The organism is Mesorhizobium sp. Root695, from assembly GCF_001428185.1.
GTDB lineage: Bacteria > Pseudomonadota > Alphaproteobacteria > Rhizobiales > Rhizobiaceae > Mesorhizobium.
Genome location: NZ_LMHO01000013.1, coordinates 1 through 25,296, shown reverse-complemented (window position 1 = coordinate 25,296; position 25,296 = coordinate 1). Strand labels below are relative to the sequence as shown.

The window sequence follows — 25,296 nt, the reverse complement described above, 5'->3', positions numbered from 1 at the left end:
GCATTTTAGCGTTTACTGAAATTGCTCGTAGAGACCCCTGGCGTATCACCTGAGCTTTGCAGTTTTTGGCGAGGGTCGATGTTCTCATTGAAAGGCTTCTGGTCTTCGGAGCGGGGCAACCTTGCCATGACGACCTCCATAGCGATGCTGCCGATGATAATTGGTGTTGCCGGCGCCATTGATCTGTTCGGCACGAGCCATGATGCCGCGCAACTCCAGAACTCGCTGGACGCGGCGGGACTCGCCATCGGCACGAAGTTTTCTCCCGACATGGCGGCTGGCGATGTTCAGCAGCTTGGGCTGCAATTCTTTGCCGTAAATTTGAGCGCGGCCGACCCTCAGGAATATTCGGGCAGCGTCTCGGCTTTCTCGGCAACGGCCAGTGGCAGCCCAAGCGCCTACTTTGTCTCGCTGTCGTCGAGCATAAGCCACCCAAGTTTCATCGCCGACTCGGCCCCCTGGCCGGCATACCGCTCGACCTTGGTCAAGATAAAACCTGGCGCTCAAGCCTGTGTGCTGGCGCTCGATCCGCATGCCTCCGCCGCCGTGAACCTGCAGGGCTCGACCAATGTCTCGATGGATAGTTGTGTGATCGCGTCGAACTCGGACGCGTCCGACTCTGTCAATAGGGGCGGCTCTGCACTGGTTTCGGCGGGCTGTGTCTCAACCGTCGGCGGCACCAGCGGGCTGTTGCCGCCCAGCGCCAGTCTCGCCTGCGGAACGCCGCACGAACATCGGTACGCGTCTTTTGATCCACTGGCCGACGTCATTCCTCCCCCTTACACATTGTGTTTGCCGGTCCCGAGCGGCAAAACCTACACGCTGTCGCCCGGCACCTATTGCGACAAGACATTGTCGGGGAACATCACGCTTAATCCGGGCGTCTACATCATGCGCGGCACCACCATAAAGCCAGGGGGAAACGGTAGCCTGACTGGCCAGGGCGTGACCATCTTCCTCATGGAAAGCGCTCAGATATATATAAATGCCAATGAGAAGGTGAACCTTTCCCCGCCCACCAGCGGCCCTTATGCTGGTATCACCATTTTTCAGGATCACGGCAATACGTCTGCGCTGACGTTGAATGGCGGTGCAAATTCCGTTCTCAGCGGTTTCATCTACGCGCCGGACGCGCCCATTTCCTACGCCGGCAACTCTGATATGAGCGCCCAGGGCGACTGTCTCAGGCTTGTCGGAAATACGATACAGATGACCGGAAACTCGTCCGTCACGTCGGACTGCGCGGCTGCGCTTGGAAATCGCGCAATGTATGCTGACCGGATGATCACTCTCGTGAAATGAGAGACGGCTCCCAACGTTTGACCTGACGTCCGGAGGCGCCGGCGGTAGCGTTGAGAAGAATGGCGGTCGCGTTCAACAACGCCGGAGTGCGGCAACCGCACTCCGGCAGATAGTGCCTTTCACAAAGGCACATCCAGTTGAAAATGAGCATCGCTACGGTTGCGTCAGGCCGCGAAGCGATCGATCACCTCGGCCAGCGGGGCATGGCCGAGGCAGGCGCCCGACCCGGCAGGCCTTTCGCCGTCCTCGACAGCCATGGCGTATCGGACAGCGGCATCCGCCTCGATGCGGCGGCGCAATCCGGCCAGTTTGGGATAGGCAGCGCCCTCGATCGCCTGATGGAACTCCGCCCAGCGGGCCACACCAATCAGCGTGGTATCCGCCAGCGTCAGCCGATCGCCGACCAGAAAGTCCGTATCGGCGATCATGGCCTCGAGCCGATCATGGCGTTCGGCAACGGCCTTGCGGCCGAAGTCGCGCAAGGTCGCCTTCAGCGCCGGTTCATCCGCCGCCATTTCCAATGCCACCCAGAGCGGGCTGAAAGCGGCTGTGAAACCGGTGTTCACGAAGGCCATCAACTGGTGCATGCGGTCGGCCTGCGGCGTGCGCGGATCGAAGCTGATGCGACGTTGCGTATCGCGGGCCTCGAGCCACGCGGCGATGGCCATGGTCTCGGTGAGCACCGTGCCTTCGTCGGTGATCAAAACCGGCGTTTCCTGACGGCCGTTGATGCTGGCATAGGCGTCGTTCTTCATCTCGGTGAGCATATCGACGCGGCACAGGCGATAGGGTTGTCCGACGCGTTCAAAGGCGGCGACGAGCCCCATCGAGCTTCCCGCCGGAAAGCCGTAAAGGAGGATAGGTTCCATTTGTTTTCTTCCATGATTGAAGGGATCACGCCGCGCAGCGAAACTTGACCCTAAACGCTGGTCGCCCCATGTAAATTACGCACAATTCTGTAACCAGGACCCGCCTATGAAAGACGTCGTCTCACGCTGCCCTATCGAAGAGACCATGCGCGTGCTCAGCGGTCGCTGGCCCACACTGCTGCTCTATTATCTGAAGGACGGAACCAAGCGGTTCAGCGACCTGAGGCGTGACAACCCGACCGTGTCGCACCGCATTCTGGCGCTGGAACTGCGCAAGTTGGAGGACGCCGGTATCGTGCGGCGAACGGCGCGCCCAGGCTATCCGCTGCGCGTTGACTACGACCTCACGCCGCCAGGTAGCAGGCTTGTACCGCTGATCGATGCGCTCGGCGCCTGGTGGATGGATACCTATGACGATCGGACCGGCCGCTCCCCGACTTCGGACGTAAATCTCGACACCGCCGCCTAAAGCGTGTCGCGTCTTAATGGATTCCGCTTTAGGTCTATGTTTTCATGCATGTCGTTCTCTCAAAACCGAGATCACTTTTGGGCGACATGCATTAGAACCGTCGGTTAGACCGGAATTTTCGTCCCTCTGCCCGGCAAAAGCCATGATCGCCACTATCTCAGATGGGCATGACCATTGCGAAAATCGAAAACCACCCGATCCCGAAGCTGAACAGGCGCATGCTGCTGAAGGGCTTAGGCCTCGCAGCCCTGGCCGGTCTCGCCGCCTGCAGCACCGTTTCGCAGCCAACCGGTGAAGGCGCCGGGGCCTCCTCATCCGCCACCAGCACGCTGGCCAGTATCCGCGCCTCGGCGGGACTCGCGCCGCTGACACCCGACCGGCAGCTCGAGCGGGCCGCCCTGCAGCAGGCCGGCTACATGGCGCAGCGCCGCCGCATGAGCCACACCACCGGCTGGGGCAAGGATTTCGCCTCGCGCGTCAAGGGCAATGGCATTGCGGGTGCGGCCGCCGAGAACATCGCCGAGGGCCGTTTCGACCTTGAGAAGCTGTTCGACATCTGGGTGCATTCGCCCGGCCATCGCCGCAACATGCTCGACCCGCGCTTCACCCGCTTCGGCCTTGCCTATGTGCGCGATGGCAGCGACAGCAACCTCCGTTACTGGAGCCTCGTGCTCGGGAAATGAGAGGCGTCCCGATGCTGCGCCCGATCGCCGCCTACCTGGTCGTCGCCTTGAATTTTGCCATGAGGTAGGGGCCGGACAGAACCGGCTCGCATTTCGGCGTTTCTCCCTACGCAAGACAAACGTCCAGGACCCTGATCTCGGCGTGCCAGTCGGCTGGTGGAAGAAAGCCATGGACTGGCGCCGGTCCTTGCCGCTGCCTTGGCCGCCCTCTTCCACCGATGGATTGACCACGCGATGGACGGTGGAAACCCAGCGATCGTTGGTCCAGCGCGCCATCAGGTCGCCGATGTTGATGACGAAAGCTCCCGGTGTCGGCGGCACTTCGGTCCACGCGCCGTCCGGGGTGATGATCTCAAGGCCGCGCGACCCGGCCTGCGGCAACAGGATGGTCAGGCTGCCATAGTCGGTATGAGCCCCGGCTCGGATCTGTCCCGGCTTCGGCGCGACATGCTGTTCGGGATAATTGAGGGCTCGCAGCGCGCTGATCGGCGCATCGAGGAAGCTGTCGAAATATCCTTCGCGCAGACCAAGTGCGGTGGCAAGGACACGCATGATGCGTACGGCCAGGTCCTCAAGCGCGGAATAATAGGCCTTCCAGGCGTCGACGAAGCCGTCCGGTGCTTCCGGCCAGATCGTATCGGCATAGCAGAAGGCCAATGCTTCCGGGTCATTCATGCCTTGCGGCACGCGAAGCGGCCCGCCATTGAAGCTCTCCTTCAGGTCGGGAGGCGTCTCGACGTTGCGCGATTTGGCAAGCGCCTCCAGTTCTGGCCCGAGGTAACCGTAAGGATAGCCCTTGTAAGGCGCCTTCGAGCGTTGCTTCTGCTCCGGCAGCAGGTCGAAGAAAGCGCGTGCTTTCGACCAGGCGGCGTCGATCACAGACTGCGGAATGCCGTGGTTCTTCACGGCCAGAAAGCCGGTGCCGCGGCAGATGCGATCGACCTCGGCGCCGAGCACCTTTTTCTCCTCGATGCCGGCGCTTTCGAACTGGCCGAGATCGAACATCGGGAAGGCAGGCTGCATGGCGATGGTCTCCTGACTCGTTGTCATGGAGACTTACAAGCTCAAGAACGACGACATCTAGTCCATGTGCGCGGCTGGTGCGCCGCCGGCAGGCGCCTGCTTTGGCTTGCGCAGCAGGAAAACAAATGGGATGGCAAGCAGCGTCATCACCATGAGTATTTTGAAGTCATTGACGTAGGAGATCATCATCGCCTGCAGATTGACCATGCGATCGACCTGCGAAAGCGCCATTGGATCGCCGCTTGCGGCTGACGGAGAGACCGCCCAAAGATTTGGGTTGAACGGGTTGATGAAAGCCGAAAGCTCGGTGTGATTGATCTGCGTGTTGCGCACCATCAGAACCGTCACGACCGACACGCCGATGGACGAGCCAAGATTTCGAACCAGGCTGAACAAGGCCGTGGCATCGGTGCGGAAGCGCACGTCAAGCGTGGCGAAGGCGACGGTCGACAGCGGCACGAACACCATTCCCATGCCCAGGCCCTGGATGATGCCGGAACTGATGATCAGCCAGTTGTCCATCTGCGGCGTGAAGCTGGACATGGTGTAGAGCGACTGCGCGGTGAGCAGGAAGCCGATGACGACGAGGATGCGCGCGTCGATCTTGCTCATTATCCGCCCGACGACCAGCATCGAAATCATCGTGCCGACACCGCGTGGCCCTATGACGACGCCGATTGTGATGGTCGGATACCCGAAGATGGTCGACAGCATTGGCGGCAGCAGCGACATGCTGGCCAGGATGAGCACTCCCATGACAAAGATGAACGCCAGCCCAGTCACGAAATTGCGGTCAAGGAATATCTTGGGATCGATGAAGGGGTGTTCCGCCGTCATCGTGTGAATGATGAACACCCAGAAGCCGGTGAGGGAAAGACCAAGCTCGATCCAGATCTCGACCGATGAAAACCAGTCGACCTCGCCGCCGCGGTCGAGCAGCAGCTGAAGCGCGCCGACGCCGAGCGATATCATGGCGAAGCCGAAGAAATCGAAGCCGCGCACCCGCCGGGCGACGGCCGGCAAGTAGGCGGCCATGCCGAGAAACGCGACGATGCCGACCGGCAGGTTGATGAAGAACACCCAGCGCCAGTTGAAATTCTCCGTCAGCCAGCCACCCAGCGTCGGGCCCAGAATCGGCCCCAGCATGATGCCGGCGCCCCAGATGGCCATCGCCTGGCCATGGCGCTCCCTGGGGTTGATGTCGAGCAGGAAGGTCTGCGACAGAGGCACGATCGCGGCGCCGAACACACCCTGCATCAGCCGGAAGAACACTATGGACTCCAGGCTCCAGGCAATGCCGCACAGCATCGAGAATATGGTGAAGCCGACCACTGCCGTCAGGAACAGTTCCTTGCGGCCGAAGCGGTCGGCCAGCCAGCCGGTGACCGGCGTCATGATGGCGGCGGCAACGATGTAGGAGGTCAGCACCCAGTTGATGTTGTCCGGCGAGGCGCCGAGATCGCCCGTCATTGTCGGCAGCGCGACGTTGGCGATCGTCGTGTCGAGTGCCTGCATGACCGTCGCCAGCATCAGCGCGACCGTGATCAGGCCGCGATGCGGCACTTCTTTAAAAGGTTCGGGCGTGCTCATGGCGTGGAACTTCCAGCAGGTAACAAAAACGTGTACAGAGGGGTTTCCGGGCGGCAAAGCCTTCCGTTGAGAGACCGTCATCGCGGTGGGACGCGATTATCGATGTGGGGGTTACATCGATTGAAAGTCTCTGATGAGCGGATGCCTGCCGCCCGGAAACATGAGGACCGACGGGTCTGCATCGAAGATCTCAGATTTTGATGAAGCCGCGATGCGCGCCTGGCTCAAGTTCTGATCCTTCAAGCTCCTCCCATCAGACCAATCCTGCTATTCACCTCCACCCGCCTGGTCCTGGCGGGATTCTGTTGATTTTTACTGCGCGGCCTCGCCGGCCGTGGCGTGACCGAAGATCGACGGCAGGCCACGCGCCACGCCGGTGTCGACGGTAACGGTGGCGCTCATGCCGGTGCGCAATGCCATCTTGGCGTCTTCATCGGTCAGTTCGAGACGCACCGGGATGCGCTGCGTGACCTTGACCCAGTTGCCGGTGGCATTCTGGGCCGGCAGCAGCGAGAACTCCGCTCCCGTACCGGCGCCGATCGCCTTGACCGTCGCCTCGAAGGTGCGCCCCGGATAGGTGTCGACCACGATATCGGCCTTCTGCCCGGGCTTCATGTGGGTGAGCTGCGTTTCCTTGAAATTGGCGGCGATCCAGGTGTCGCCGGTCTCGACCAGCGAGAACAGCGGCGTGCCGGAACCGACATACTGACCGACCTTGAACGACGAGGCCTGGCTGACGACGCCGTCAGCCGGCGCCTTGACCGTGGTCTGCGCCAGGTCGTAGGCCGCCTTGTCGCGTGCGGCGAGCGCGGCCATCACGGTCGGGTGCTTATCGGTCTCGATGTCGGGATTGCCGCCAAGGGCTGCCTTGGCGCTGATGATGCCTTGCTCGGCAACGGCGAGCTGCTGCTTGGCCTTGTCGAGATCGTTCTTGGCTTCGTCCAGCGACGACTTGGCGTTGATGCCCTTCTGGGCAAGGTCGGCGGCGCGGTCGAACTGCGACTGCGCGAAGGCGACCTGACTGGCATCGGACTTCTGCTGAGCCATCGACTGGCCATATGCCGCGCGCAACTGCTCAACATTGAGGCGCGCGCCCGCAACCGCCGCATCGGCCTGCGCCAAAGCGATCCGGTAGGGCTCGGGGTCGATGGAAAACAGCACATCACCCTGCTTGACCAGCTGGTTGTCGGCGATGTCAACCTGGACGATACGGCCGGCCGTGTCGGAAGCAATCGACACCTTGGCCTGCTGCAGATTGGCGTTTTCCGTCTCCTGGTAGCGGCCGCCGGTGACCCAGACGTAACCGCCGCCGACGGCCAGTGCCGCGGGCAGCGCGATCATCAGCAGAAGACGGCCCAGCCGACGCTTTTTCTTCACAGGCACCGGGGCTGGCTGCATCGGAGGAGCAACCGCCGCTGGGGCTGGGGTTGGGGCCGCAGCCGGTTTGACCGGCGCTTCCATCTCCAGTTCGGTCACTTTCTCGTCTATCTTGGCTACCGCGTTCATGCTGCTGCGCCCTCTGTGTTCTTTACTTTTTCAATGGACGGCATCTCGTCGTCGGTCAGGTTGCGAACCATCGCCTCAAGCCCCTCGATGAGGACGCGACGGGCCTCCGGCTTCACGCCGACAAGCGATTCCTCGTAGACTTCCCCGGCAAGGCTTTTGATCACCGCGTAGGCATCGCTCGCCTTGGGCGTCAGGAAGATCATGCGGACGCGGCGATCGTTGGCGTCGGGACGACGCTCTATCCAGCCGCCCTCCTCCATGCGATCGACCAGGCGCGAAACGCTGATCGGCTCGATTTCGAGAAGTTCGGCCAGCCGCGCCTGCGCGACACCGTCTTCCTTGGCAACGCGAACCAGAAGCCGCCATTGCGCCGAAGAAAGTCCCAAACCACTGGCCCTCGCCTCGAAACGCTTGCGCATCAGGCGCTGCACGTCGTGGATCAAGAAGCCCAATCTGTCGATGCCATCGGAAACCATGAGCGGGATATATAATAAGCGTGCTTACTATTCAAGATGCCGTATTTCGCCAGAAGCCGGCAAATGTGGATGACAGCCATGCCGGGCAAATCATGGTTAGCAATTTGCGACCGCCGGGTGGCCAGTCGGTCGGATCGCGCCCGCCCCCTTTGGAGACGCTGGTCGCGTCTGAGATATTGATGTACAGCCGCTGGTCAGGATCGGGGGATCATGAAAATGCCGACGCTTTACGCTCTCAAGCCGGCTTTCCAAGGACGACTGCGGCCGCTGGTCAATCGGCTGGCGGCAATCGGGGTGACCGCAAACAGCATAACCATCCTGGCGGCGCTGATGTCGGTCGCGGCCGGGACGGTGATCGCGATCCTGCATGAATGGCGCTGGCTGCTGCTGCTGATCCCCGCGGTAATGTTCGTGCGCATGGCGCTGAACGCCGTGGATGGCATGCTGGCGCGGGAACACGGGCAGGCCTCGACGCTCGGCATGTATCTGAACGAGTTGTGCGACGTCGTTTCGGATCTCGCGCTGATTCTCCCTTTTGCCGTCTTTCCGCAGTTTGCCCCATGGGGCGTCGTGGCCTTCGCGATATCGGCCGTGCTGACCGAGTTCGCCGGAGTGCTGGGCATCGCTGCCAAGGTCGGGCGAAATTACGCTGGGCCGTTCGGCAAGAGCGACAGGGCGCTGGCGCTCGGCGTGGTCGCCGTGCTGTGCGCGACCGGGCTCTGGCCGGCATCCATCGCGCCAATTGTGTTTCCGGCCATGGCAACGCTTTCGCTGCTGACCGCCATAAACCGGATACGCGCCGGTCTTATTGGCAGCGCCAGCTGAGCATCGAGGCTCGCCATGCCGCCAGAGGGAAAGACCATGATGCACGAACCGATCGCCGCCGCGGCCACGGAACGCCTTGAGCGGCAAGCGCAGGAGCGGGTCTTCCGCAGCCATGACGGGACGGAGATCTTCTATCGCTTCTGGCCTGCAGCGTCCGCCGATGCCAAGGGCGCGGTGGTGCTCTTCCATCGCGGCCATGAGCATGGCGGCCGCATGGCCCATCTCGTCGATGAATTGCAGATGCTCGACCACGCCTTCTATGCTTGGGATGCCCGCGGCAATGGCCGTTCGTCCGGCGAGCGCGGCTATGCCCCATCCTTCTCGGCCCTGGTGCGCGACATCGACTGCTTCATGCGCGAGATCGCCGCCAGGGACGGCTTCGCCACGCAGGATATCGCCCTGATCGCTCAATCCTTCGGCGCCGTGCTCGCCGCCGCCTGGGTGCACGACTATGCGCCGAGGCTGCGTGCCATGGTGCTGGCCTCCCCGGCCTTCTCGGTAAAACTCTACGTGCCCTTCGCCAAGGAAGGCATCGCGTTCTGGCAGAAGATCAAGGGCCGCTTCTTCGTCAATTCCTACGTCAAGGCGAAGTTCCTGACCCATGATCCCGTGCGCATCGCCTCCTTCGAGAGCGATCCGCTGATCACGCGGCCGATCGCCTCCAACATCCTGGTCGAGCTCTACCAGCATGCCGCGCGGATCGTCGCTGACGCCCGCGCCATCACCGTGCCAACGCAGCTTCTGCTCTCGGGCAGCGACTGGGTGGTGCGCCACGGCCCGCAGCACGAATTCTTCGTCAATCTCGGCAGCCGCGCCAAGGAACGCCATGTGCTGCAAGGTTTCTTCCACGACACGCTGGGCGAGCGCGACCGGGCGCAGGCCCTCGACCTGATCCGGCCATTCCTGGCCAGGCAGTTCGCTGCACCAGATGCGCCGGTCGACCTGAAGCAGGCGGACATCGCCGGCTACACGCGCGACGAGGCCGACAGGCTTGCCTCGCCGCTCGCTCTCATGTCGCCCAAAGGCCTCTATTGGGCATTCAGCCGCGCCTTCATTCGCATGGGCGCCTGGGTCTCCCAGGGTATGAAGGTCGGCGTCACCACCGGCTTCGATTCCGGCTCGACGCTGAATTATGTCTATGAGAACGACGCGCGGGGTCTTACACCCCTTGGCCGCGTCGTCGACCGTGTCTTCCTGCAAGCCATCGGCTGGCGCGGCATCCGCCAGCGCAAGCTGCATCTCGAAGAGCTGATCGGCTCTTGCCTGACGACACTGAAGGCAGCCGGCCGGCCGGCGCACATTCTCGACATCGCCGCCGGCCACGGCCGCTATGTTCTCGATGCCATCGTGAAGAGCCCCGACCAGCCGGCGAGCGTGCGCCTGCAGGATTATTCCGACCTCAACGTCCAGCTTGGCCGCAAGCTGATCGCCGAGCGTCAATTGCCAGCCAGCGTCTCCTTCCATCGTGCGGACGCCTTCGACGCCGACATGCTCGCCAATGCCGATCCGGCGCCCGACCTCGCCATCGTTTCCGGCCTCTACGAACTGTTCTCCGACAACGCGATGATCGCCCGCTCGCTCGGTGGATTGGCCAGCGCCATGCAGCCGGGCAGCCTCCTGCTCTACACCAACCAGCCATGGCATCCGCAGCTCGAAATGATCGCCCGCAGCCTGACCTCGCATCGCGGCGGCGAAGCCTGGGTGATGCGCCGGCGTACGCAAGGCGAGATGGACCAGCTCGTCGAAGCCGCCGGTTTCGAGAAGCTTGACCAGCGCATCGACCAATGGGGCATCTTCACCGTCTCGGTCGCGCGGCGCCGCTGAACAGCATGGTCTCATCGCTTGCATCGGCCGCGCGCACTGAGCCTTATGGACGGGTGGTCGTCAGGGCAGCCCTCTGGCTGGCCTTCCTGGCGCCAATCTTCTACCTCAGCTACGGCTTCGCCAACTGGCTGGCGTCGCGGCGCGACGACGTCGGCAGCATCGTGTTCTCCTGGGAACACAGCATCCCGTTCATCGCCTGGACCATCGTGCCTTACTGGTCGATCAACCTGTTCTACGGCCTGTCGCTGCTGCTCAACGACACGAGGCAAGGGGTCGACCGTCTGGCCGGACGGTATCTTACCGCGCAGATCGTCGCCGTTGTCTGCTTCATCCTGTTCCCGCTGACCGCGACGTTTGTGCGGCCCGCAACGACCGGCCTGCCGGGCTTCCTGTTTGCCATGCTCGGCGGTTTCGACAAGCCGTTCAACCAGGCCCCCTCGCTACACATCGCCCTTTTGGTGATCATCTGGGATCATTGGCGCCACCGGCTCGGCGGGTCCCTCCTGCCGCTCTGGCATGGCTGGTGCTTGCTGATCGGTGCCTCGGTGCTGACCACCTGGCAGCATCACTTCATCGACATCCCGACCGGCGCGCTGCTCGGCCTTTTTGCGGTGTGGCTGTTTCCGCGCAGCGGCGCGTTGCCGTTTTCAGGCTTCCGGCTGGCCAGCGATGCGAAGGCGCGGCGGCTGGCGCAGCTCTATGCGCTGGGCGCTGCCCTTGCGCTGGCGGGTACCGCGCTCGGCGCCTTCTTTTCAGCCGTCGCGCTCTTTCTGCTTTGGCCGGCGCTGGCGCTGGCGATCGTCGCCTTCGCCTATGCCGGGGCAGGCTCAAAGGTGTTCCAGAAATCCGGTGATGGCAGCATCACGCTGGCAAGCCGCATCCTGCTCTTGCCTTACCGCCTTGGCGCCAGGACAAACATATGGGCGTGGACGCGCAATCTTGCTCCTCAGGTGACAATTGCCGACGGCGTCTTTCTCGGGCGCTTTCCCACGGCACGCGAGGCCAACAGCTTCGGCACGATCATCGACCTCGCCGCCGAACTTGAAAAGCCGACGCGAGCCGATTGCCGCTGGATCAGCTTTCCGATGATCGACCTTATGTCGCCGCCGGCGGCGATACGGCAGCAGGCAGCCGGCGCGCTGGAGAGTGCGCGCCGCGACGGCACCGTGCTGGTGTGCTGCGCACTCGGCTTCCAGCGCAGCGCCGGCGTCGTCGCCGAATGGCTGGTGGCGACCGGCAGGGCCAGGACGCCGACGCTTGCCCGTGAGATGCTCATGGCCGCTGGCCGTCCGGTTCATCTTGCCATGGAGCGGGCGGCGTCATGACCGGAGATGCCTACCAGGACCGCACCGATCGCTTCGCCCGCATGCTGATGCAGCAGGCCGCATGGCCTGCTGCACTCGTGGTGGTCGCAAACATCCTTGGCCCCCTGGCTGCTTCGGCGCGCGGCGCCTTCGAGAGCTTGCCCGCGGCCGTCTCCCTGTCGATCACCGCCGCGAGCGCTGTCGCCGTGCTGGCGCTGTCGGCGCTTCTGGCGTTCGACGCACTGTTGTTCCGGTTGATGGCCAGCTACGACGACGAGGCATCCGGTGGTGCGGCGGTGGATGACATGCTGGCACGGATGCGCCTGAAGCCCGCCCCGTCCACGACACGCCTGCTCGAAGACCGCATGGCCGGCACAAGCCGCTTGCTGTTCAAGCAGCGCGCCGCCCTGGCCCTGTTTGCCGCAGCACTTCTTGCGGCAGGGTTTTGGGCGCCGCGATGAACAAGCTTTCGCTCAAAACCTTCACCTTGCTGCAGACGATAACCTCCGTCGGCCTTTCGGCGCTGGCCTGGACGGTGACCGGGGTGCGTCCAATCTGGAACGGCAGCCTGCCGTCCGACCGCCAGCGCATCTATTTCGCCAATCACACCAGCCATGGCGACTTCATCCTGCTGTCGGCCTGCCTCAGCGAAAAGGAGCGTGCGATCACCCACGCCGTTGCCGCCGGCGAATATTGGGGAAAGTCGCGGCTGCGCCGCTTTATCGCGCAGGACATGCTGTCGTCCGTGCTTATCAACCGGCAATGGACGAAGCCTGAGGAGAACCCGATCGAGATAATGCTGTCGGTTCTCGACCAGGGCCACTCGCTGATCCTGTTTCCCGAAGGCACCCGCAACATGACCGAGGAGCCGCTGCTGGCGTTCCGCTCCGGGCTCTACAATCTGTCGATGGCGCGGCCACAGGTCGAGCTGATCCCGTGCTGGATCGAGAACATGTCGCGGGTGCTGCCCAAGGGCCAGTTCCTGCCGGTCCCGCTGCTGTGCCGTGTGGTTTTCGGCGCGCCGGTCGCGGTTGGCCCGGGCGAAGAACGCCGCGCCTTTCTCGAGCGCGCCCACGCCACGCTTCTGGCGCTCAACCCGCGTCCCGAGCGAGACGATTGATGCGCCACGAGATTTCCATTCTGATCATCGGCCTGCTGGCGGTTTTGACCACCGCCAGCATTGTCGCCACCATCCTTTCGGCGCGGGCGCCGAAGCCGCTGAGCTCGACGCTGGTCAATCTCACCCAGCGCATCAACGCCTGGTGGGTGATGGTGGCGCTGATGACGGTCGCCTTCTTCTTCGGCCGCTACGGCATGACCATCCTGTTCGCGCTGATCTCCTTCGCCGCGCTGCGCGAATTCGTGACGCTGACGCATACGCGCCGCAGCGACCATTGGGTGCTGCTTGGCATGTTCGGCATCATCATACCGTTTCAATACTGGTTGGTGTGGACCGCCTGGTACGGGCTCTTCGTCATCTTCATTCCGGTCTACTGCTTCCTGCTGATGCCGGCCATCACGGCGCTGCATGGCGACACCGAACGCTTCCTCGAGCGGATCGCCGCGCAGCAATGGGCGGTGATGATCTCGGTCTATTGCGTCAGCCATGTTCCGGCGCTGCTGACCCTCAATGTGCCAGGCTTCGAAGGCCGCACCCTGTTGCTGATCGCCTTCCTGATTATCGTCGTGCAAGGCAGCGACGTCCTGCAATACATCTTCGGCAAGCTGTTTGGAAAACACCGGTTTTCGCCGAACGTCTCGCCGTCGAAAACCTGGGAAGGCCTGATCGGCGGACTGGTGTCGGCGAGCCTGCTCGGCGCGCTGTTGTCGTTCGTGACACCCTTTTCACCGCTGCAGGCAGCGGCCGTGGCCTTCGTCGCCTGCTCGATGGGATTTCTCGGCGGGCTGGTCGCCTCGGCCATCAAGCGCGACCAGGGTGTCAAGGACTGGGGCCATCTGATCGAAGGCCATGGCGGCATGATGGACCGCACCGACAGCCTGGTCTTCGCTGCCCCGGTCTTCTTTCACATCGTGCGCTATTTCTGGACGGTCTGAGAGCTCCGAACTAGCGAAGTGTTGCCCACCGCGATCACAGCCGGTTGCGGATGAGCATGGTGACGACGAAGAACGCGCCAACCGAGCTGGTGATGATGCCGATCGGCAGTTCCTGCGGCGGCAGCAGCGTTCGGGCCAGAAGATCGCTTGCCAGCAGAAGCACCGCGCCGAAGACGGCACAACTGGCAACCAGGCGCAGATGCAAGGGACCCGCCAGCGGCCGCGACAGATGCGGGATCATCAGTCCGACGAAGCCGATGACGCCGGCGACAGAGACAAGGATCGCCGTCGAGAAGGCGGCGACGATAAACGTCATCCTGCGCATCCGCGCCACCGGCACACCAAGGCTTTCGGCGGCGTTTTCGCCGGCCAGGAAAGCATCGAGCCGGCGGTGGTTCCATAGCGCGTAAGCCAGGATGGTGCCCGCCCCCAGCGCGCCCAACCAGATATTGTCCCAGCGCGCCAGGCCAAGGCCGCCCATCGTCCAGAACAGCACGGAGTGGGCGGCGCGCTGGTCGCCGGCAAAGACCAGATAGTTGGTCAAGGCGGTGAACATGAACGACACGGCAAGGCCGGCAAGGATCAGCCGCTCCGGGCCTTGCCCCCTCACCCGCGCGACCAGCAGCAGGACGACACCGGCAGCCAGTATGCCGCCGGTGAAGGCCGCGACCGGCAACGTCCAGATGCCGAAACTGTCGCCGAAGACGGTGATGACGGAAACGGCACCCGCGGCGGCTCCCGACGACAGGCCGAACAGGAACGGGTCGGCAAGGTCGTTGCGGGTCACCGTCTGCAGCAGCGCACCGACGACGCCCAGCCCGGCGCCGACGCAGATGGCCAGGATCGTGCGCGGCAGCCGCAGGTCGACGACGATCTTGCCAACCGGCCCGGACACGTCGTGCCCTTCCAGCCCAATTGCACGGCCAAGCGCGGCAACGACATCGGTCAACGGGATCAGCGTCGAGCCATAGGCGATCGACAGCAGAGCGAGAGCGGTGATCACCGCCGCTCCCACCAGCATGGCCAGTGCGAATGTCCTGTGCCGCAAGGTTAGAACGCTTCCGGATGCATGGCCTTGGCGATCTTGTCGATCGCTTCGATGTTGGCCGGTCCGGGCGTCAGTTCGGCATAGCGAAGGGCGACGAAGCGCTCGTTCTTGACCGCGTCCGTCTCCTTCATGGCCGGATGCGCCTTCAGGAAATCGAGCAGCTTCTTGTAGCCGCCACCATCCTGGTAATCGAGCAGGATGAGGAATTGTGGATTGCGCGACGCCACCGTTTCCCAGTCCGTGTTGCCCCAGCTGGTGTCCATGTCGGCCATGATGTTGTCGCCGCCGGCGGCTGATATCATGGCGCTGGGGATGGCGAACTTGCCTGCGGTAAACGGCTTGTCCTCGCCGGAATCATAGAGGAACACCCGCGTTCCCTTACGGTCGCCGACCTTGGCGGTGATGTCGGCGAGTTGCGTCTTCCAGCCCGAAACGAGCTTTTCGGCCTCGGCCTCCTTGCCGAAGATCTTGCCCAGCTTTTCGACATCGCCATAGAGCAGGTCCATCGAGGCGGCGGGGTGGTTCTTGTCGAGATGGACGCAGCTTTCCGTCAGCGCCAGCGTCTTGATGCCGTGCGGGGCAAGCGTGTCGGGTGTCACCTCGCCGCCCGGCTTCATGCCGTAATACCAGCCGGCGAAGAAGAAATCGGGCTCGACCGCGACGAGGTTTTCGAGCGTCGGGTATTTCGGCGCCAATTCCGGGATCGAGCCCTGCTCGGCCTTGAATTCGGGACCGATCTTGTACCATCCGGTGATGCCGGTCAGGCCGACGATCGATGGCTGCAGTTTCAGCGCGAAGGCCATCTCGGCCATGTTGAGATCATGGATGACGGCGCGCTTCGGCGGTGCGTCAAACGTCAGCGGCTTGCCGCAACTGTCGACCGTGACCGGGAAGGCGAAGGCCGTGGGGGTCAGCAGCGAGAAGGCAAGCGAAAAGGCTAGGCGTTTCAAGAATTTGCTCCTATGTGAATGGGATTGGGTCGAATACGGAACGGTTTCAATCAGGATGGCGGCGAGCCACGGTTTGGAACTTCGAACACCGTCAGTTCGCGGTCTTCGGTCGGATGGCGCAGACGCAGAACATCGATGCCGAAAATCTCGCGGATCAATTGTTGGGTCAGCGCTTCGCGCGGCGCGGCCAGCGCTTGCAGACGGGCCTGGTTCATCACCGCCACCCTGGTGGCGAACGGCGCGACCAGGGCCAGATCGTGCAGCACCGCGATCACGGTCATGCTGAAGCCGGCCACGAGTTCGAGCAGTTCGCCGCGGGCGCGCGGGTCGAGATGGTTGGTCGGCTCGTCGAGGAACAGGATCTTTGGCTGCTGGGCGATGGCGCGCGCCAGTTGGGCGCGCTGGCGCTCGCCGCCCGACAATGAGCCTATGGTGCGCCCAAGCAGCGGCAGCAGGCCGGTCCGGCGCAGCGCATCGACGACAATGTCGCGTTCCTCGCTCCTGCGCCGCAGCCCGGCGTGCGGGACGCGGCCAAGCTCGACATAGTCGATCACCGCCAGCCGTGGATCGGGCTGGTCGGTCTGGCCGACCACGGCGATGTGCAGTGCCCGCTCGGCAGCGGAAATCCTGTCCAGCCGACGCCCGGCTAGCTTCACCTCGCCGGAACTTGGCCGTAACATGCCCGACAGCATGCGCAGCAGCGTCGTCTTGCCGGCGCCGTTGGGGCCAATGATGGCGAGGCGGTCGCCAGCGGCCACCGACAGGCTGACCGCCTGGACCAGATCCCGCCCATTCGCCATGGCGCAGAGGTCACGTGCTTCGAGAAGCGCTACAGTCATCGGCTGCTGCCCGCCGGATTGCCCGAACCGGGGATGCGGGCAAGCGTCTTGCCGGCCAATCCCGCCGGGCGCTGACCGGAACTGCACGAGCCGTCGGCCAGCGAGGCGTAGAGTTTGGCGAATCGCACGAGGTCGCCGACATCGGCTCGCGCGTCGATGGAGCCGAAGAGATAGGCAGCCTTGCCTTGCGCCTGGAAGGCGACCGTCAGCGGCCGCGAGCAGCCCGCCATGCAGGCCACGCCTTCGACCGCGACGCCGCTCGCCACGGCTGGTTCATGTTGGGCCGAAAGTCGGGAGCGCAAATCGGTACAAAGGTCGTTCCCGGACCTGACGCCGGTCACATGGTCACGGCAAAGCGTGCACACGATGATGCGATGGATGGGATCGATGGAGCCGTCCAACTTTCCGTCACTTTCCAAAACTGGCGACGGAAGGAAGCTGGCGAACCGGCCGACAAGACCGAGATTCGCGTTTCCTCCCGGCACACCCCGTCCGGTCAACTCATGCTGATGGCAGGTCTCCTGGCTCGCGGGTCGTTGCGCCATCCTGCCTTCCCAGCCTTGCCGGCCAGTGGCATTCGCGGATTTTGCTCGCCGCTTACAGTTGCGGGGGCAGCCACGGCCTCGACCCCTGGGATCTCACCGTGTTCCCTTTTCACCCCTCGCCTTTTGACTCGGGGACCATCACGAAATCACAGTAGATTTCCCCCAAACGCATCGCAACGCATTTCTGCGGGTTGAGTTTGCCAAGCCGGCAATGGGTATGATCGATGGCTGGACGGAAACAAGCAACACCTTTGATTGTTATGTAATAACATATTGCTATGAATATGACCCGACTCTGTCAACCCCTTTCCACGCAAAGGCGATGGCCTATCGTTTCGGTTTTGCGCGGAGCGCAATTTCGATCAAACTGACCTCATCGGGAAACATCACCATGATCCTGCCACGTGTGAATCGAGCCATTTTAAAAGGAGCCCCATGAACCCGACCGAGAAAGCGCTGTGGTTCGTCGAGAGCCATCTGCCGGAGGCGATCTCGCTCGACGATGTCGCGCAAAGCAGCGGCGTGTCGCGTTTTCATGTGACGCGGGCTTTCGGGGCTGCAACCGGTCGCTCGGTGATGGGCTACATGCGCTCGCGCCGCTTGACCGAGGCGGCGCGCAAGCTGGCCGGCGGAGCGCCCGATATCCTCAGCGTCGCGCTCGATGCCGGCTACAACTCGCATGAGGCGTTCACCCGTGCCTTCCGCGATCAGTTCGGCACCACGCCGGAACTGGTGCGCGCGCAAGGCACACTCGACAAGCTCGACCTCGTGGAGCCGATCCTGATGGACCAGTCCTTTCTTGCCAACCTCGAACCGCCGCGTTTCGAGACCAGCCGGCCGTTCCTCATCGCCGGTCTCGGCGAACGCTACAGCTGCGAAACCAGCGCAGCCATTCCGATGCAATGGCAGCGCTTCGGCCCCTATATCGGCAACATTCCGGGCGAGACAGGCGACGTTGCCTATGGCGTCTGCGTCAACGGCGACGATGCCGGCAATTTCGACTACATTGCCGGCGTCGAAGTGTCGGACTTTTCCGACCTGCCCAAGGAATTCAGCCGGGTGCGCGTGCCGGCACAGAAATATGCGGTCTTCGCCCACCGCGAACACATCTCGACCATCCGCCGGACGGTAAACACCATCTGGAACAAATGGCTGCCGGCCTCCGGCCATGAGATTTCAGATGCGCCGGAATTCGAACGCTACGGTCCCGAATTCGACCCGCGCAGCGGCAATGGCGGGCTGGAAATCTGGATACCGGTGAAGGGGTAGACGATCACGCCATCGGCAGCGCCGGCCAGCGATCAGTGACCTTTCCGCCGGCAAACACCGCGATCGATCCGAATTGCTGCAGCACGGCCTCGCTCTGCGTCGGGCGCAAGAAGGCGTAGTCGCCTGGCCTTGCGGGCGCATCGGCCGGCAAGCCCATGAATTGCTGGTTGGAGGACAGGCCGAGCAAGCCGTTCGTCGTCATGCCTTGGGGGAACACCGGCTCGGCCATCCACTTGCCGCCATAGAGGTAGCAGCCCTTGCGGGGAAACCGGCCGATCGCCTGCAGCGCGCGGGTGACAGCCGGCGGGCCGGGCAGCATTGGCTCGACCACTTTCAGCATCGGCGTCGCGATAAAGGCCGCCGGCTGGAAGCCTTCGAGACCTGATGTATCGAAGTCGCTGGGCAGCACGAAGGCCGATCCCATCGACACTTCATTGGCGACACCGCCATGATGAAGCAGCGCGGTCTTGCTGCCGCCGATGTTCAGGATGCGGCGCTGGTCGGCCCCGAGACAAGCGACGAACGCCGTGGCCTGCGCCGACGCCTTTGCCAGGGCTTTCGTCGGCCCGCCGAACAGACCAGGAATGAGCGGCGCATGCGCCTCGTAGGCCATGACCCCTTCGCAATGCAGCCATTTGTGAGCATGGAGCGCGCTCAATGCCCTCGACAAGGTTTCGGGATCAGCAAACCCGCCGCGATGCAGCCCGACGTCGATCTCGAAAGCAATGCGCAGTTCGATGTCGAGTTCGGCAGCGAGCGCGCCGTACTCCGCCAGTCTCTCCTCGCTGTCGATCAGCCAGCAGACACGCGACCAGTCGGCGTCGGCTTTCACCAGCGCCGCCCTTGCCGCGTCGACCGGTATCGGCTTGCCATACAGAAGATCGGCATCCGGAAACGTCTTCAGCACCGCCTCGCTGATCGGCGGATGGAAGGTCATGACGTGATTGGTGCCAAGCGCCTTGCCGATATGCGCAAGCAGCGGCAGACAGGCGAGTGATTTGTCGACCAGCCGCACGGCAAGGCCGGGATCCAGTCTCCCCTTCACCAGAGCGATGTTGCTGTCCAGCCGGTCGCGATCGAGCAGCAGGCAGGGCTGGAAGATGCCGGCTTCCTTCAGCGCATCCGACAGGGTGGAAAAATAGGCGTTCATGTCTCGATGCCGAACAGGTCGGCCATGTAGGGCGAGACGAAGCGGTTTTCCGGATCGATGTCGCGGCGCACCGCCATGGCGTCGTCCCAGCGCGGGTAGAGCTTTTTCAGATCCGCCGCTTTCAGGCTGTGCATCTTGCCCCAATGCGGCCTGCCGCCATACCTGCGGAAGATCGGCTCGGCCGCCCGCATGAACGGCAGCGGATCGTTCGCCGCGTCATGGTGGATGGCGATCGAGCAGGTTAGCCTGTTGTAGAAGGGCGAGAGCCAGAATTGATCCGGTGCGACCGAGCGCACCTCCATCGGGAAATAGACCTCGGGAAAACGCTTCTCGGTCAGTTCGATGATCTCGGCCAGCGCCTTCGGTCCCTCCTCGAACGGCAGATGATATTCCATCTCGTTGAATTTGGTCTGGCGGTCACTGGCATAGACGTTGAGCCAGTCCTGCACATAGTCCTCGGCCGGCACTTTCGCGACGGCGCCCAGGATCAGTCGGCGGCGCAGCGATGGCAGCCAGGCAAGCGCGGTGCGCAGCCTGCGCAGCGTCCTCAAACCCGCCTCGTCTTGCTCCGGCGGGCGCGCGGTGGGTGCTGCGTCGCTGAGGTCGCTGGCTATGAACTGTGCATAGCCGGAAAACGGAATGTAGTAGAATTCGGCCGAGCGATGCGCGGCCATCATCATCTCGAAATCGCGCAGCATGTCGGCGATCGGCAGCACCCATTTGCGGCGACGCAGCCGGTAGGTCGCGATGTTGTTCAACGTCACTTCGCTGAGCACGCCGAAGGCGCCGAGCGCGACGCCGATGGCGTGGATCATGTCCTGATCCCCCGCCCGCTTGAAGTCGCGGACCTTGCCAAGCCCGTCGACGATCCGCACCGTCTCCAGCTGCGTGTGATAAGCGCCGAGTGTCGGTCCCGAGCCGTGCGTGGCGGTACCCAGCGCGCCGCCGATCGCCTGGCGGTCAATGTCGCCCATGTTGGGCAGGCCCTGGCCAATGCCCTGCAGGATGTGCATCAGCGGACCGAGCCGGGTCCCTGCCCGCACCCGCGCCTGATGTTTTTCGGCATCGTGCGAAACCAGCCCTTCCAGTCTTTCCAGGGACAGGATCGTGCCCTGCGATTTCACCAGCGGCGTGAAGGAATGACCGGCGCCAACGACGCGGACCGGGCCGGGTGCGGTACGAATGAGATCACCCAGTTCGCCGGCATCGCCGGGGCTGGCGATCAGCCGCGGTTCGGCAGTGACAAAGCCCGACCAGTTGCTCCAGCTGTTCGACATGGCGCCCCCAGTTCAGGCAACAGCGCGGCGACGCCGCGACACGAGAATGAACAGACCGAGCAGCGCCACGCTGGCTACGGTACTGGCGGCAGCAAATTCCGGCACCGGCCGGTAATCCTTGCCATCGATCAGCAGTGACGCCGCGATCGGCCCGATCGCCAGGCCGAACAGCTGGGCCGCCGGCACCAGCAGCACGGCGGTGCGCGTCTCGTCGGCGGTGATCGCCAGCCGGATCTGGTAGGGCACGATGAACAAGAGGATGAAGCCCATGACCAGAGCTGCGATCCAGAATGTGGTGAGGCCAGGTCCACCGGCCAGAACCAGGGAGCAGGCAAGCGCCACGACACCGATCGTGGCGATGGCAGCGCGATAATCGATGCGCGCCTCGAACACGGTGGCCGTCATTGCGCCCAGGACCTGCACGGCGAGGCTGGCCGAGACGATCAGGCCGACGGTGCGGCCATCGATGCCGTATTGTGCGCCAAGCGGCTCCAGAAAGGCCCAGACCGCGCCGAAGAACATGAAGTAGCAGAAGACCGACAGCAGCGCGGTGAGGGAAGGAACCGTCAGCACATTGGCCAGATTCTCGTCCTTGGGCAGGTCGGCATAGTCAACGGGTACGGTGAAGGCGACCGCCAGCGACGCCACGCAGACGACGGCAAGAACGATGAAGCCGCCTGCCGACCCGGCGGCCGGAATGACATAAAGCGCCAGCATCAGGGCAAGCGCGCATTGCGCCAGCGTCTGCATGGTGACGAAAAGGCCGCCGATGCGCTCGGCGCGCCGCGAACGGGCGATCAGTTCGGTGGCGACCGCGACCAGACCGCCTTCGGCGAGCCCGGCCAGGGCGCGGGCCGCAATCAGCGTGTTGGCGCTTGCGGCATGGGCCGTCCACACATTGGCCAGCGCCAGCAGCAACAGAAGGGCGGCGCTTTTCCAGCGCATGTTGTGTGCCGAGAGCAGCATCGCCACGACAGCTGAACCGATGGCAATGGCGATCATCTCGGCTGTGGCGACCAGCGCCAGTTCATCGCCGCTGACATGGCCCTCGGTGTAAAGGGCCCCGAGCAGCACGGGCTGCAGCCCGAGAATGAGCAGGCCGACCGAACCGATCCACAGGGCCGCGGCTAGCTGCCTGCCGGTCGGATTGCCGACCAGCCAGTCGCCATTGCCTGCGTGGCCGGTATCTGTCGAAGCCAAAGGCGCCTCCCAACGTCCTTGCCGTGCGGCAAAAAAGCTGACAACCTGTCAGCATTTCAGAAGCTGATACTTGATCATATTTCTTGTCAACCGGAATTTGAAAAACCCGTGCGAAAGATCGGTGCATGACGGACGTGAAGAGAATGGCGACCGAGCCCAGGCGCAGGCCCAAGCAGGAACGCAGCCGCGAGCGCATCGATGCGATCCTGTCGACGACCATGCGGCTGATCGGCGAGAAAGGCATCGACGCCGTCACCATGAAGGAGGTCGGCATGCTGGCGGGCGGGCCGATCGCCACCGTCTACCATTATTTTCCCAACAAATCGGCGATCCTGGCGATGCTCTATGAGCGGTTTTCAGAGGTCAGCCGCGCAAGGCTGACGGCGATCATCACCGACATCCGCGAAGCGAAGGACGTGATCGTGGCCGCCGACCGGCTGCTTGACGACTATCTCAGCCGCGTCGCCGGCGATCCGGCCATCCAGGATCTGCAGAACGCCATCCAGGCCGACAAGGCGCTCAAGAACCTCGACATCGCCGAAACCCGACACCAAGCCAAAATGTTCTGCGACCACGTCATCGCCCTGATCGAGCCTCAGAAGCGCGAGCAGTTCGAACGCACGGTTCTCCTGATCTTCCAGCTCGCCGGCGGTGTGGTGCGCCTGGCGCTTGCCGAGGGCGAAGCGGAAAGCCGCCGGACCATCGAAGATTATCGTTCGATCATTCACACGCAGCTGCGGTTGTTTCTGTAAGCCTCGATCCGTAGAAAAATTTCACACTCCCGGTCGGTGCCACGCGCCTTGACTCTGGCAGGCCGCCAGCCTATTTCAGCGCCACGTTAGCACTCGCCATTGGTGAGTGCTAACCACATGTCCGGCGCCGCCGGATGGAGGAACTGTTTCTCACCGTTCTCATCGAGGAAGAAAAAATGGCAAAGTCGAAGTTCCGCCCGCTTCATGACCGCGTGGTCGTTCGCCGGGTCGAATCCGAATCCAAGACCGCCGGCGGGATCATCATCCCGGATACGGCAAAGGAAAAGCCGCAGGAAGGCGAGATCATCGCCGTCGGCTCCGGCGCTCGCGACGAAGCTGGCAAGCTGGTCCCGCTGGACGTCAAGGCCGGCGACCGCATCCTGTTCGGCAAGTGGTCGGGCACCGAAGTCAAGCTCAATGGCGAAGACCTTCTGATCATGAAGGAATCCGACATCATGGGCATCATCGGCTGATTATCGGCCTCACCGTCAACTGAATTCCCGGGCTTACTCCAAGCCCTTGCCAGGAGCTAAAAATGGCTGCCAAAGACGTAAAATTCTCCCGTGATGCCCGCGAGCGCATGCTGCGCGGCGTCAACATCCTCGCCGACGCGGTGAAGGTCACGCTCGGCCCCAAGGGCCGCAACGTCGTCATCGACAAGTCGTTCGGCGCGCCGCGCATCACCAAGGACGGCGTCACCGTCGCCAAGGAAATCGAGCTTGAGGACAAGTTCGAGAACATGGGCGCGCAGATGGTCCGCGAAGTTGCTTCGAAGACCAACGACATCGCCGGCGACGGCACCACGACCGCAACCGTTCTGGCACAGTCGATCGTCCAGGAAGGCCACAAGGCCGTTGCCGCCGGCATGAACCCGATGGACCTGAAGCGCGGCATCGATCTGGCCGTGACCGAAGTCGTCGCGGCGCTCGGCAAGGCCGCCAAGAAGATCAAGACCTCCGAGGAAGTTGCCCAGGTCGGCACGATCTCGGCCAATGGCGACGAGTCGGTCGGCAAGATGATCGCGGAAGCGATGCAGAAGGTTGGCAACGAAGGCGTCATCACGGTTGAAGAAGCCAAGACCGCCGAGACCGAACTCGAAGTCGTCGAAGGCATGCAGTTCGACCGCGGCTACCTCTCGCCCTACTTCGTCACCAACGCCGACAAGATGGTTGCCGAGCTCGAGGACGTCTACATTCTCCTGCACGAGAAGAAGCTCTCCAACCTCCAGGCCATGCTGCCGGTTCTCGAAGCCGTCGTGCAGACCTCCAAGCCGCTGCTCATCATCTCGGAAGACGTCGAAGGCGAGGCTCTGGCCACGCTGGTCGTCAACAAGCTGCGTGGCGGCCTGAAGATCGCCGCCGTCAAGGCGCCGGGCTTCGGTGATCGCCGCAAGGCCATGCTGGAAGACATCGCCATCCTCACCGGTGGCCAGGTCATCTCGGAAGACCTCGGCATCAAGCTCGAGAACGTCGGCCTCAACATGCTCGGCCGCGCCAAGAAGGTGTCGATCTCCAAGGAGAACACCACCATCGTCGACGGCGCCGGCAAGAAGGCCGAGATCCAGGGCCGCGTTGCCCAGATCAAGCAGCAGATCGAAGAGACCACCTCGGACTACGACAAGGAGAAGCTGCAGGAACGTCTCGCCAAGCTGGCGGGCGGCGTTGCGGTGATCCGCGTCGGCGGTGCGACGGAAGTCGAAGTCAAGGAAAAGAAGGACCGCGTCGATGACGCCCTCAACGCGACCCGCGCGGCCGTCGAAGAAGGCATCGTTGCAGGCGGCGGCGTCGCGCTGCTGCGCGCTTCGGCCAACATCAAGGTCACCGGCGTCAATGCCGACCAGGCCGCCGGCATCAACATCGTTCGTCGCGCGCTGCAGGCTCCGGCCCGCCAGATCGCATCGAACGCCGGTGCGGAAGCATCGATCGTTGCCGGCAAGATCCTCGAGAACAAGGGCGCGACCTTCGGCTACAACGCCCAGACCGGCGAGTATGGCGACATGATCGCCATGGGTATCGTCGACCCGGTCAAGGTCGTGCGCACGGCGCTCCAGGACGCAGCCTCGGTCGCTGGCCTGCTGGTCACCACCGAAGCCATGATCGCGGAGGCTCCGAAGAAGGAGTCGGCTGGCGGCGGCGGTATGCCTGGCGGCATGGGCGGCGGCGGCATGGGCGGCATGGGCGGCATGGATTTCTAATCCAGCCCTAGTAGCCTTCAGATACGGAAAGGGCGGCAGAGATGCCGCCCTCAGACTGCTGACAAACCCCGTCGATTTTCGGCGGGGTTTTTTGTTATGTGATTGAAGTGTCTTGGACAGTTTGTGTCAGGAGATTTTGGCAGGAG

General features: G+C 63.2%; 24 protein-coding genes, 1 pseudogene and 1 riboswitch. Of the genes and pseudogenes, 13 read left to right on the top strand and 12 right to left on the bottom strand.

Annotated features, from left to right (window positions below):
* The first annotated feature begins 78 nt into the window (after window positions 1-78).
* Complete coding sequence (locus ASD99_RS15195) at window positions 79-1,302, top strand: TadE/TadG family type IV pilus assembly protein (RefSeq protein ID WP_057144148.1); 1,224 nt, start codon at window positions 79-81, stop codon at window positions 1,300-1,302.
* A gap of 164 nt (window positions 1,303-1,466) precedes the next feature.
* On the opposite strand, the gene ASD99_RS15190 is transcribed toward ASD99_RS15195, so the two are convergent.
* Window positions 1,467-2,171, bottom strand: a complete 705-nt coding sequence (locus tag ASD99_RS15190) for a glutathione S-transferase family protein (RefSeq protein WP_056593715.1) — start codon at window positions 2,169-2,171, stop codon at window positions 1,467-1,469.
* Between the two features lie 106 nt (window positions 2,172-2,277).
* On the opposite strand from ASD99_RS15190, the gene ASD99_RS15185 reads away from it, so the two are divergent.
* Together ASD99_RS15185 and ASD99_RS15180 are read left to right on the top strand one after the other, a co-directional pair.
* Complete coding sequence (locus ASD99_RS15185) at window positions 2,278-2,640, top strand: winged helix-turn-helix transcriptional regulator (RefSeq protein WP_057144147.1); 363 nt, start codon at window positions 2,278-2,280, stop codon at window positions 2,638-2,640.
* A 167-nt stretch (window positions 2,641-2,807) separates the two neighbouring features.
* Window positions 2,808-3,323, top strand: a complete 516-nt coding sequence (locus ASD99_RS15180) for a CAP domain-containing protein (RefSeq protein WP_082583296.1) — start codon at window positions 2,808-2,810, stop codon at window positions 3,321-3,323.
* Window positions 3,324-3,533: 210 nt separating this feature from the next.
* Here the strand turns inward: ASD99_RS15180 and ASD99_RS15175 are convergent.
* From ASD99_RS15175 to ASD99_RS15160, 4 genes and pseudogenes are all read right to left on the bottom strand, one after another.
* Window positions 3,534-4,328: pseudogene (locus ASD99_RS15175) on the bottom strand (isopenicillin N synthase family dioxygenase); the annotation flags it as partial.
* Window positions 4,329-4,403: 75 nt separating this feature from the next.
* On the bottom strand, window positions 4,404-5,936 hold the full coding sequence (locus tag ASD99_RS15170; RefSeq protein ID WP_057144145.1) for a DHA2 family efflux MFS transporter permease subunit: 1,533 nt from the start codon (window positions 5,934-5,936) through the stop codon (window positions 4,404-4,406).
* Between the two features lie 312 nt (window positions 5,937-6,248).
* The gene (locus ASD99_RS15165; RefSeq protein ID WP_057144144.1) at window positions 6,249-7,442 is read right to left on the bottom strand and encodes an HlyD family secretion protein; all 1,194 of its coding nucleotides are present in this window, start codon (window positions 7,440-7,442) and stop codon (window positions 6,249-6,251) included.
* Entirely contained in the window at window positions 7,439-7,918 is a 480-nt protein-coding gene (locus ASD99_RS15160) for a MarR family winged helix-turn-helix transcriptional regulator (RefSeq protein WP_056593701.1), read from the bottom strand. The genes ASD99_RS15165 and ASD99_RS15160 overlap by 4 nt, the downstream gene beginning before the upstream one ends.
* 216 nt (window positions 7,919-8,134) lie before the next feature.
* Between ASD99_RS15160 and ASD99_RS15155 the strand changes: the two genes are divergently transcribed.
* The 6 genes from ASD99_RS15155 to ASD99_RS15130 are packed head-to-tail and all read left to right on the top strand — an operon-like array spanning window position 8,135 to window position 13,926.
* Complete coding sequence (locus ASD99_RS15155; RefSeq protein ID WP_056594508.1) at window positions 8,135-8,743, top strand: CDP-alcohol phosphatidyltransferase family protein; 609 nt, start codon at window positions 8,135-8,137, stop codon at window positions 8,741-8,743.
* Window positions 8,744-8,782: 39 nt separating this feature from the next.
* Window positions 8,783-10,567 (top strand): bifunctional alpha/beta hydrolase/class I SAM-dependent methyltransferase, encoded by a 1,785-nt coding sequence (locus ASD99_RS15150; protein ID WP_162256702.1) that lies wholly within the window; start codon window positions 8,783-8,785, stop codon window positions 10,565-10,567.
* A gap of 5 nt (window positions 10,568-10,572) precedes the next feature.
* Window positions 10,573-11,892 (top strand): phosphatase PAP2/dual specificity phosphatase family protein, encoded by a 1,320-nt coding sequence (locus tag ASD99_RS15145; protein ID WP_056594499.1) that lies wholly within the window; start codon window positions 10,573-10,575, stop codon window positions 11,890-11,892.
* On the top strand, window positions 11,889-12,332 hold the full coding sequence (locus ASD99_RS15140) for a hypothetical protein (protein WP_057144143.1): 444 nt from the start codon (window positions 11,889-11,891) through the stop codon (window positions 12,330-12,332). The genes ASD99_RS15145 and ASD99_RS15140 overlap by 4 nt, the downstream gene beginning before the upstream one ends.
* Complete coding sequence (locus ASD99_RS15135; protein WP_057144196.1) at window positions 12,329-12,991, top strand: lysophospholipid acyltransferase family protein; 663 nt, start codon at window positions 12,329-12,331, stop codon at window positions 12,989-12,991. Before ASD99_RS15140 ends, ASD99_RS15135 begins: the two co-directional genes overlap by 4 nt.
* Window positions 12,991-13,926, top strand: coding sequence for a phosphatidate cytidylyltransferase (locus ASD99_RS15130; protein ID WP_056593695.1), 936 nt, complete (start codon window positions 12,991-12,993; stop codon window positions 13,924-13,926). Before ASD99_RS15135 ends, ASD99_RS15130 begins: the two co-directional genes overlap by 1 nt.
* Window positions 13,927-13,960: 34 nt before the next feature.
* On the opposite strand, the gene ASD99_RS15125 is transcribed toward ASD99_RS15130, so the two are convergent.
* From ASD99_RS15125 to ASD99_RS15110, 4 genes are read right to left on the bottom strand one after another with little or no spacing between them, the layout of a single operon-like run.
* Window positions 13,961-14,947, bottom strand: coding sequence for a FecCD family ABC transporter permease (locus ASD99_RS15125; RefSeq protein ID WP_082525726.1), 987 nt, complete (start codon window positions 14,945-14,947; stop codon window positions 13,961-13,963).
* Window positions 14,948-14,976: 29 nt separating this feature from the next.
* Window positions 14,977-15,924: an ABC transporter substrate-binding protein gene (locus ASD99_RS15120; RefSeq protein ID WP_057144142.1), complete on the bottom strand. Its 948-nt coding sequence runs from the start codon at window positions 15,922-15,924 to the stop codon at window positions 14,977-14,979.
* 50 nt (window positions 15,925-15,974) lie between these two features.
* On the bottom strand, window positions 15,975-16,763 hold the full coding sequence (locus tag ASD99_RS15115; protein WP_057144141.1) for an ABC transporter ATP-binding protein: 789 nt from the start codon (window positions 16,761-16,763) through the stop codon (window positions 15,975-15,977).
* On the bottom strand, window positions 16,760-17,128 hold the full coding sequence (locus ASD99_RS15110) for a DUF1636 family protein (RefSeq protein ID WP_320410771.1): 369 nt from the start codon (window positions 17,126-17,128) through the stop codon (window positions 16,760-16,762). Before ASD99_RS15110 ends, ASD99_RS15115 begins: the two co-directional genes overlap by 4 nt.
* 128 nt (window positions 17,129-17,256) lie before the next feature.
* Window positions 17,257-17,463: riboswitch (cobalamin riboswitch) on the bottom strand.
* 280 nt (window positions 17,464-17,743) lie between these two features.
* Here ASD99_RS15110 and ASD99_RS15105 point away from each other — a divergent pair.
* Window positions 17,744-18,577 (top strand): AraC family transcriptional regulator, encoded by an 834-nt coding sequence (locus tag ASD99_RS15105; protein ID WP_057144139.1) that lies wholly within the window; start codon window positions 17,744-17,746, stop codon window positions 18,575-18,577.
* Window positions 18,578-18,581: 4 nt separating this feature from the next.
* On the opposite strand, the gene ASD99_RS15100 is transcribed toward ASD99_RS15105, so the two are convergent.
* Genes ASD99_RS15100 through ASD99_RS15090 form a run of 3 tightly spaced genes read right to left on the bottom strand, consistent with a single transcriptional unit; the run spans window position 18,582 to window position 22,204 of the window.
* On the bottom strand, window positions 18,582-19,727 hold the full coding sequence (locus tag ASD99_RS15100; protein ID WP_057144138.1) for a DSD1 family PLP-dependent enzyme: 1,146 nt from the start codon (window positions 19,725-19,727) through the stop codon (window positions 18,582-18,584).
* Window positions 19,724-21,004, bottom strand: coding sequence for a D-arabinono-1,4-lactone oxidase (locus ASD99_RS15095; RefSeq protein WP_057144137.1), 1,281 nt, complete (start codon window positions 21,002-21,004; stop codon window positions 19,724-19,726). The genes ASD99_RS15100 and ASD99_RS15095 overlap by 4 nt, the downstream gene beginning before the upstream one ends.
* A gap of 12 nt (window positions 21,005-21,016) precedes the next feature.
* Window positions 21,017-22,204, bottom strand: coding sequence for an MFS transporter (locus ASD99_RS15090; RefSeq protein ID WP_057144136.1), 1,188 nt, complete (start codon window positions 22,202-22,204; stop codon window positions 21,017-21,019).
* A 125-nt stretch (window positions 22,205-22,329) separates the two neighbouring features.
* Here ASD99_RS15090 and ASD99_RS15085 point away from each other — a divergent pair, with 125 nt between their 5' ends.
* From ASD99_RS15085 to groL, 3 genes are all read left to right on the top strand, one after another.
* Window positions 22,330-22,956, top strand: a complete 627-nt coding sequence (locus ASD99_RS15085; protein WP_057144135.1) for a TetR/AcrR family transcriptional regulator — start codon at window positions 22,330-22,332, stop codon at window positions 22,954-22,956.
* Between the two features lie 176 nt (window positions 22,957-23,132).
* Window positions 23,133-23,429 carry a co-chaperone GroES gene (gene groES, locus ASD99_RS15080; RefSeq protein WP_006203049.1) on the top strand — a complete coding sequence of 99 codons (297 nt, stop codon included), beginning with the start codon at window positions 23,133-23,135 and terminating at the stop codon, window positions 23,427-23,429.
* Window positions 23,430-23,491: 62 nt separating this feature from the next.
* Window positions 23,492-25,150 (top strand): chaperonin GroEL, encoded by a 1,659-nt coding sequence (gene groL, locus ASD99_RS15075; protein WP_057144134.1) that lies wholly within the window; start codon window positions 23,492-23,494, stop codon window positions 25,148-25,150.
* Window positions 25,151-25,296 lie beyond the last annotated feature (146 nt).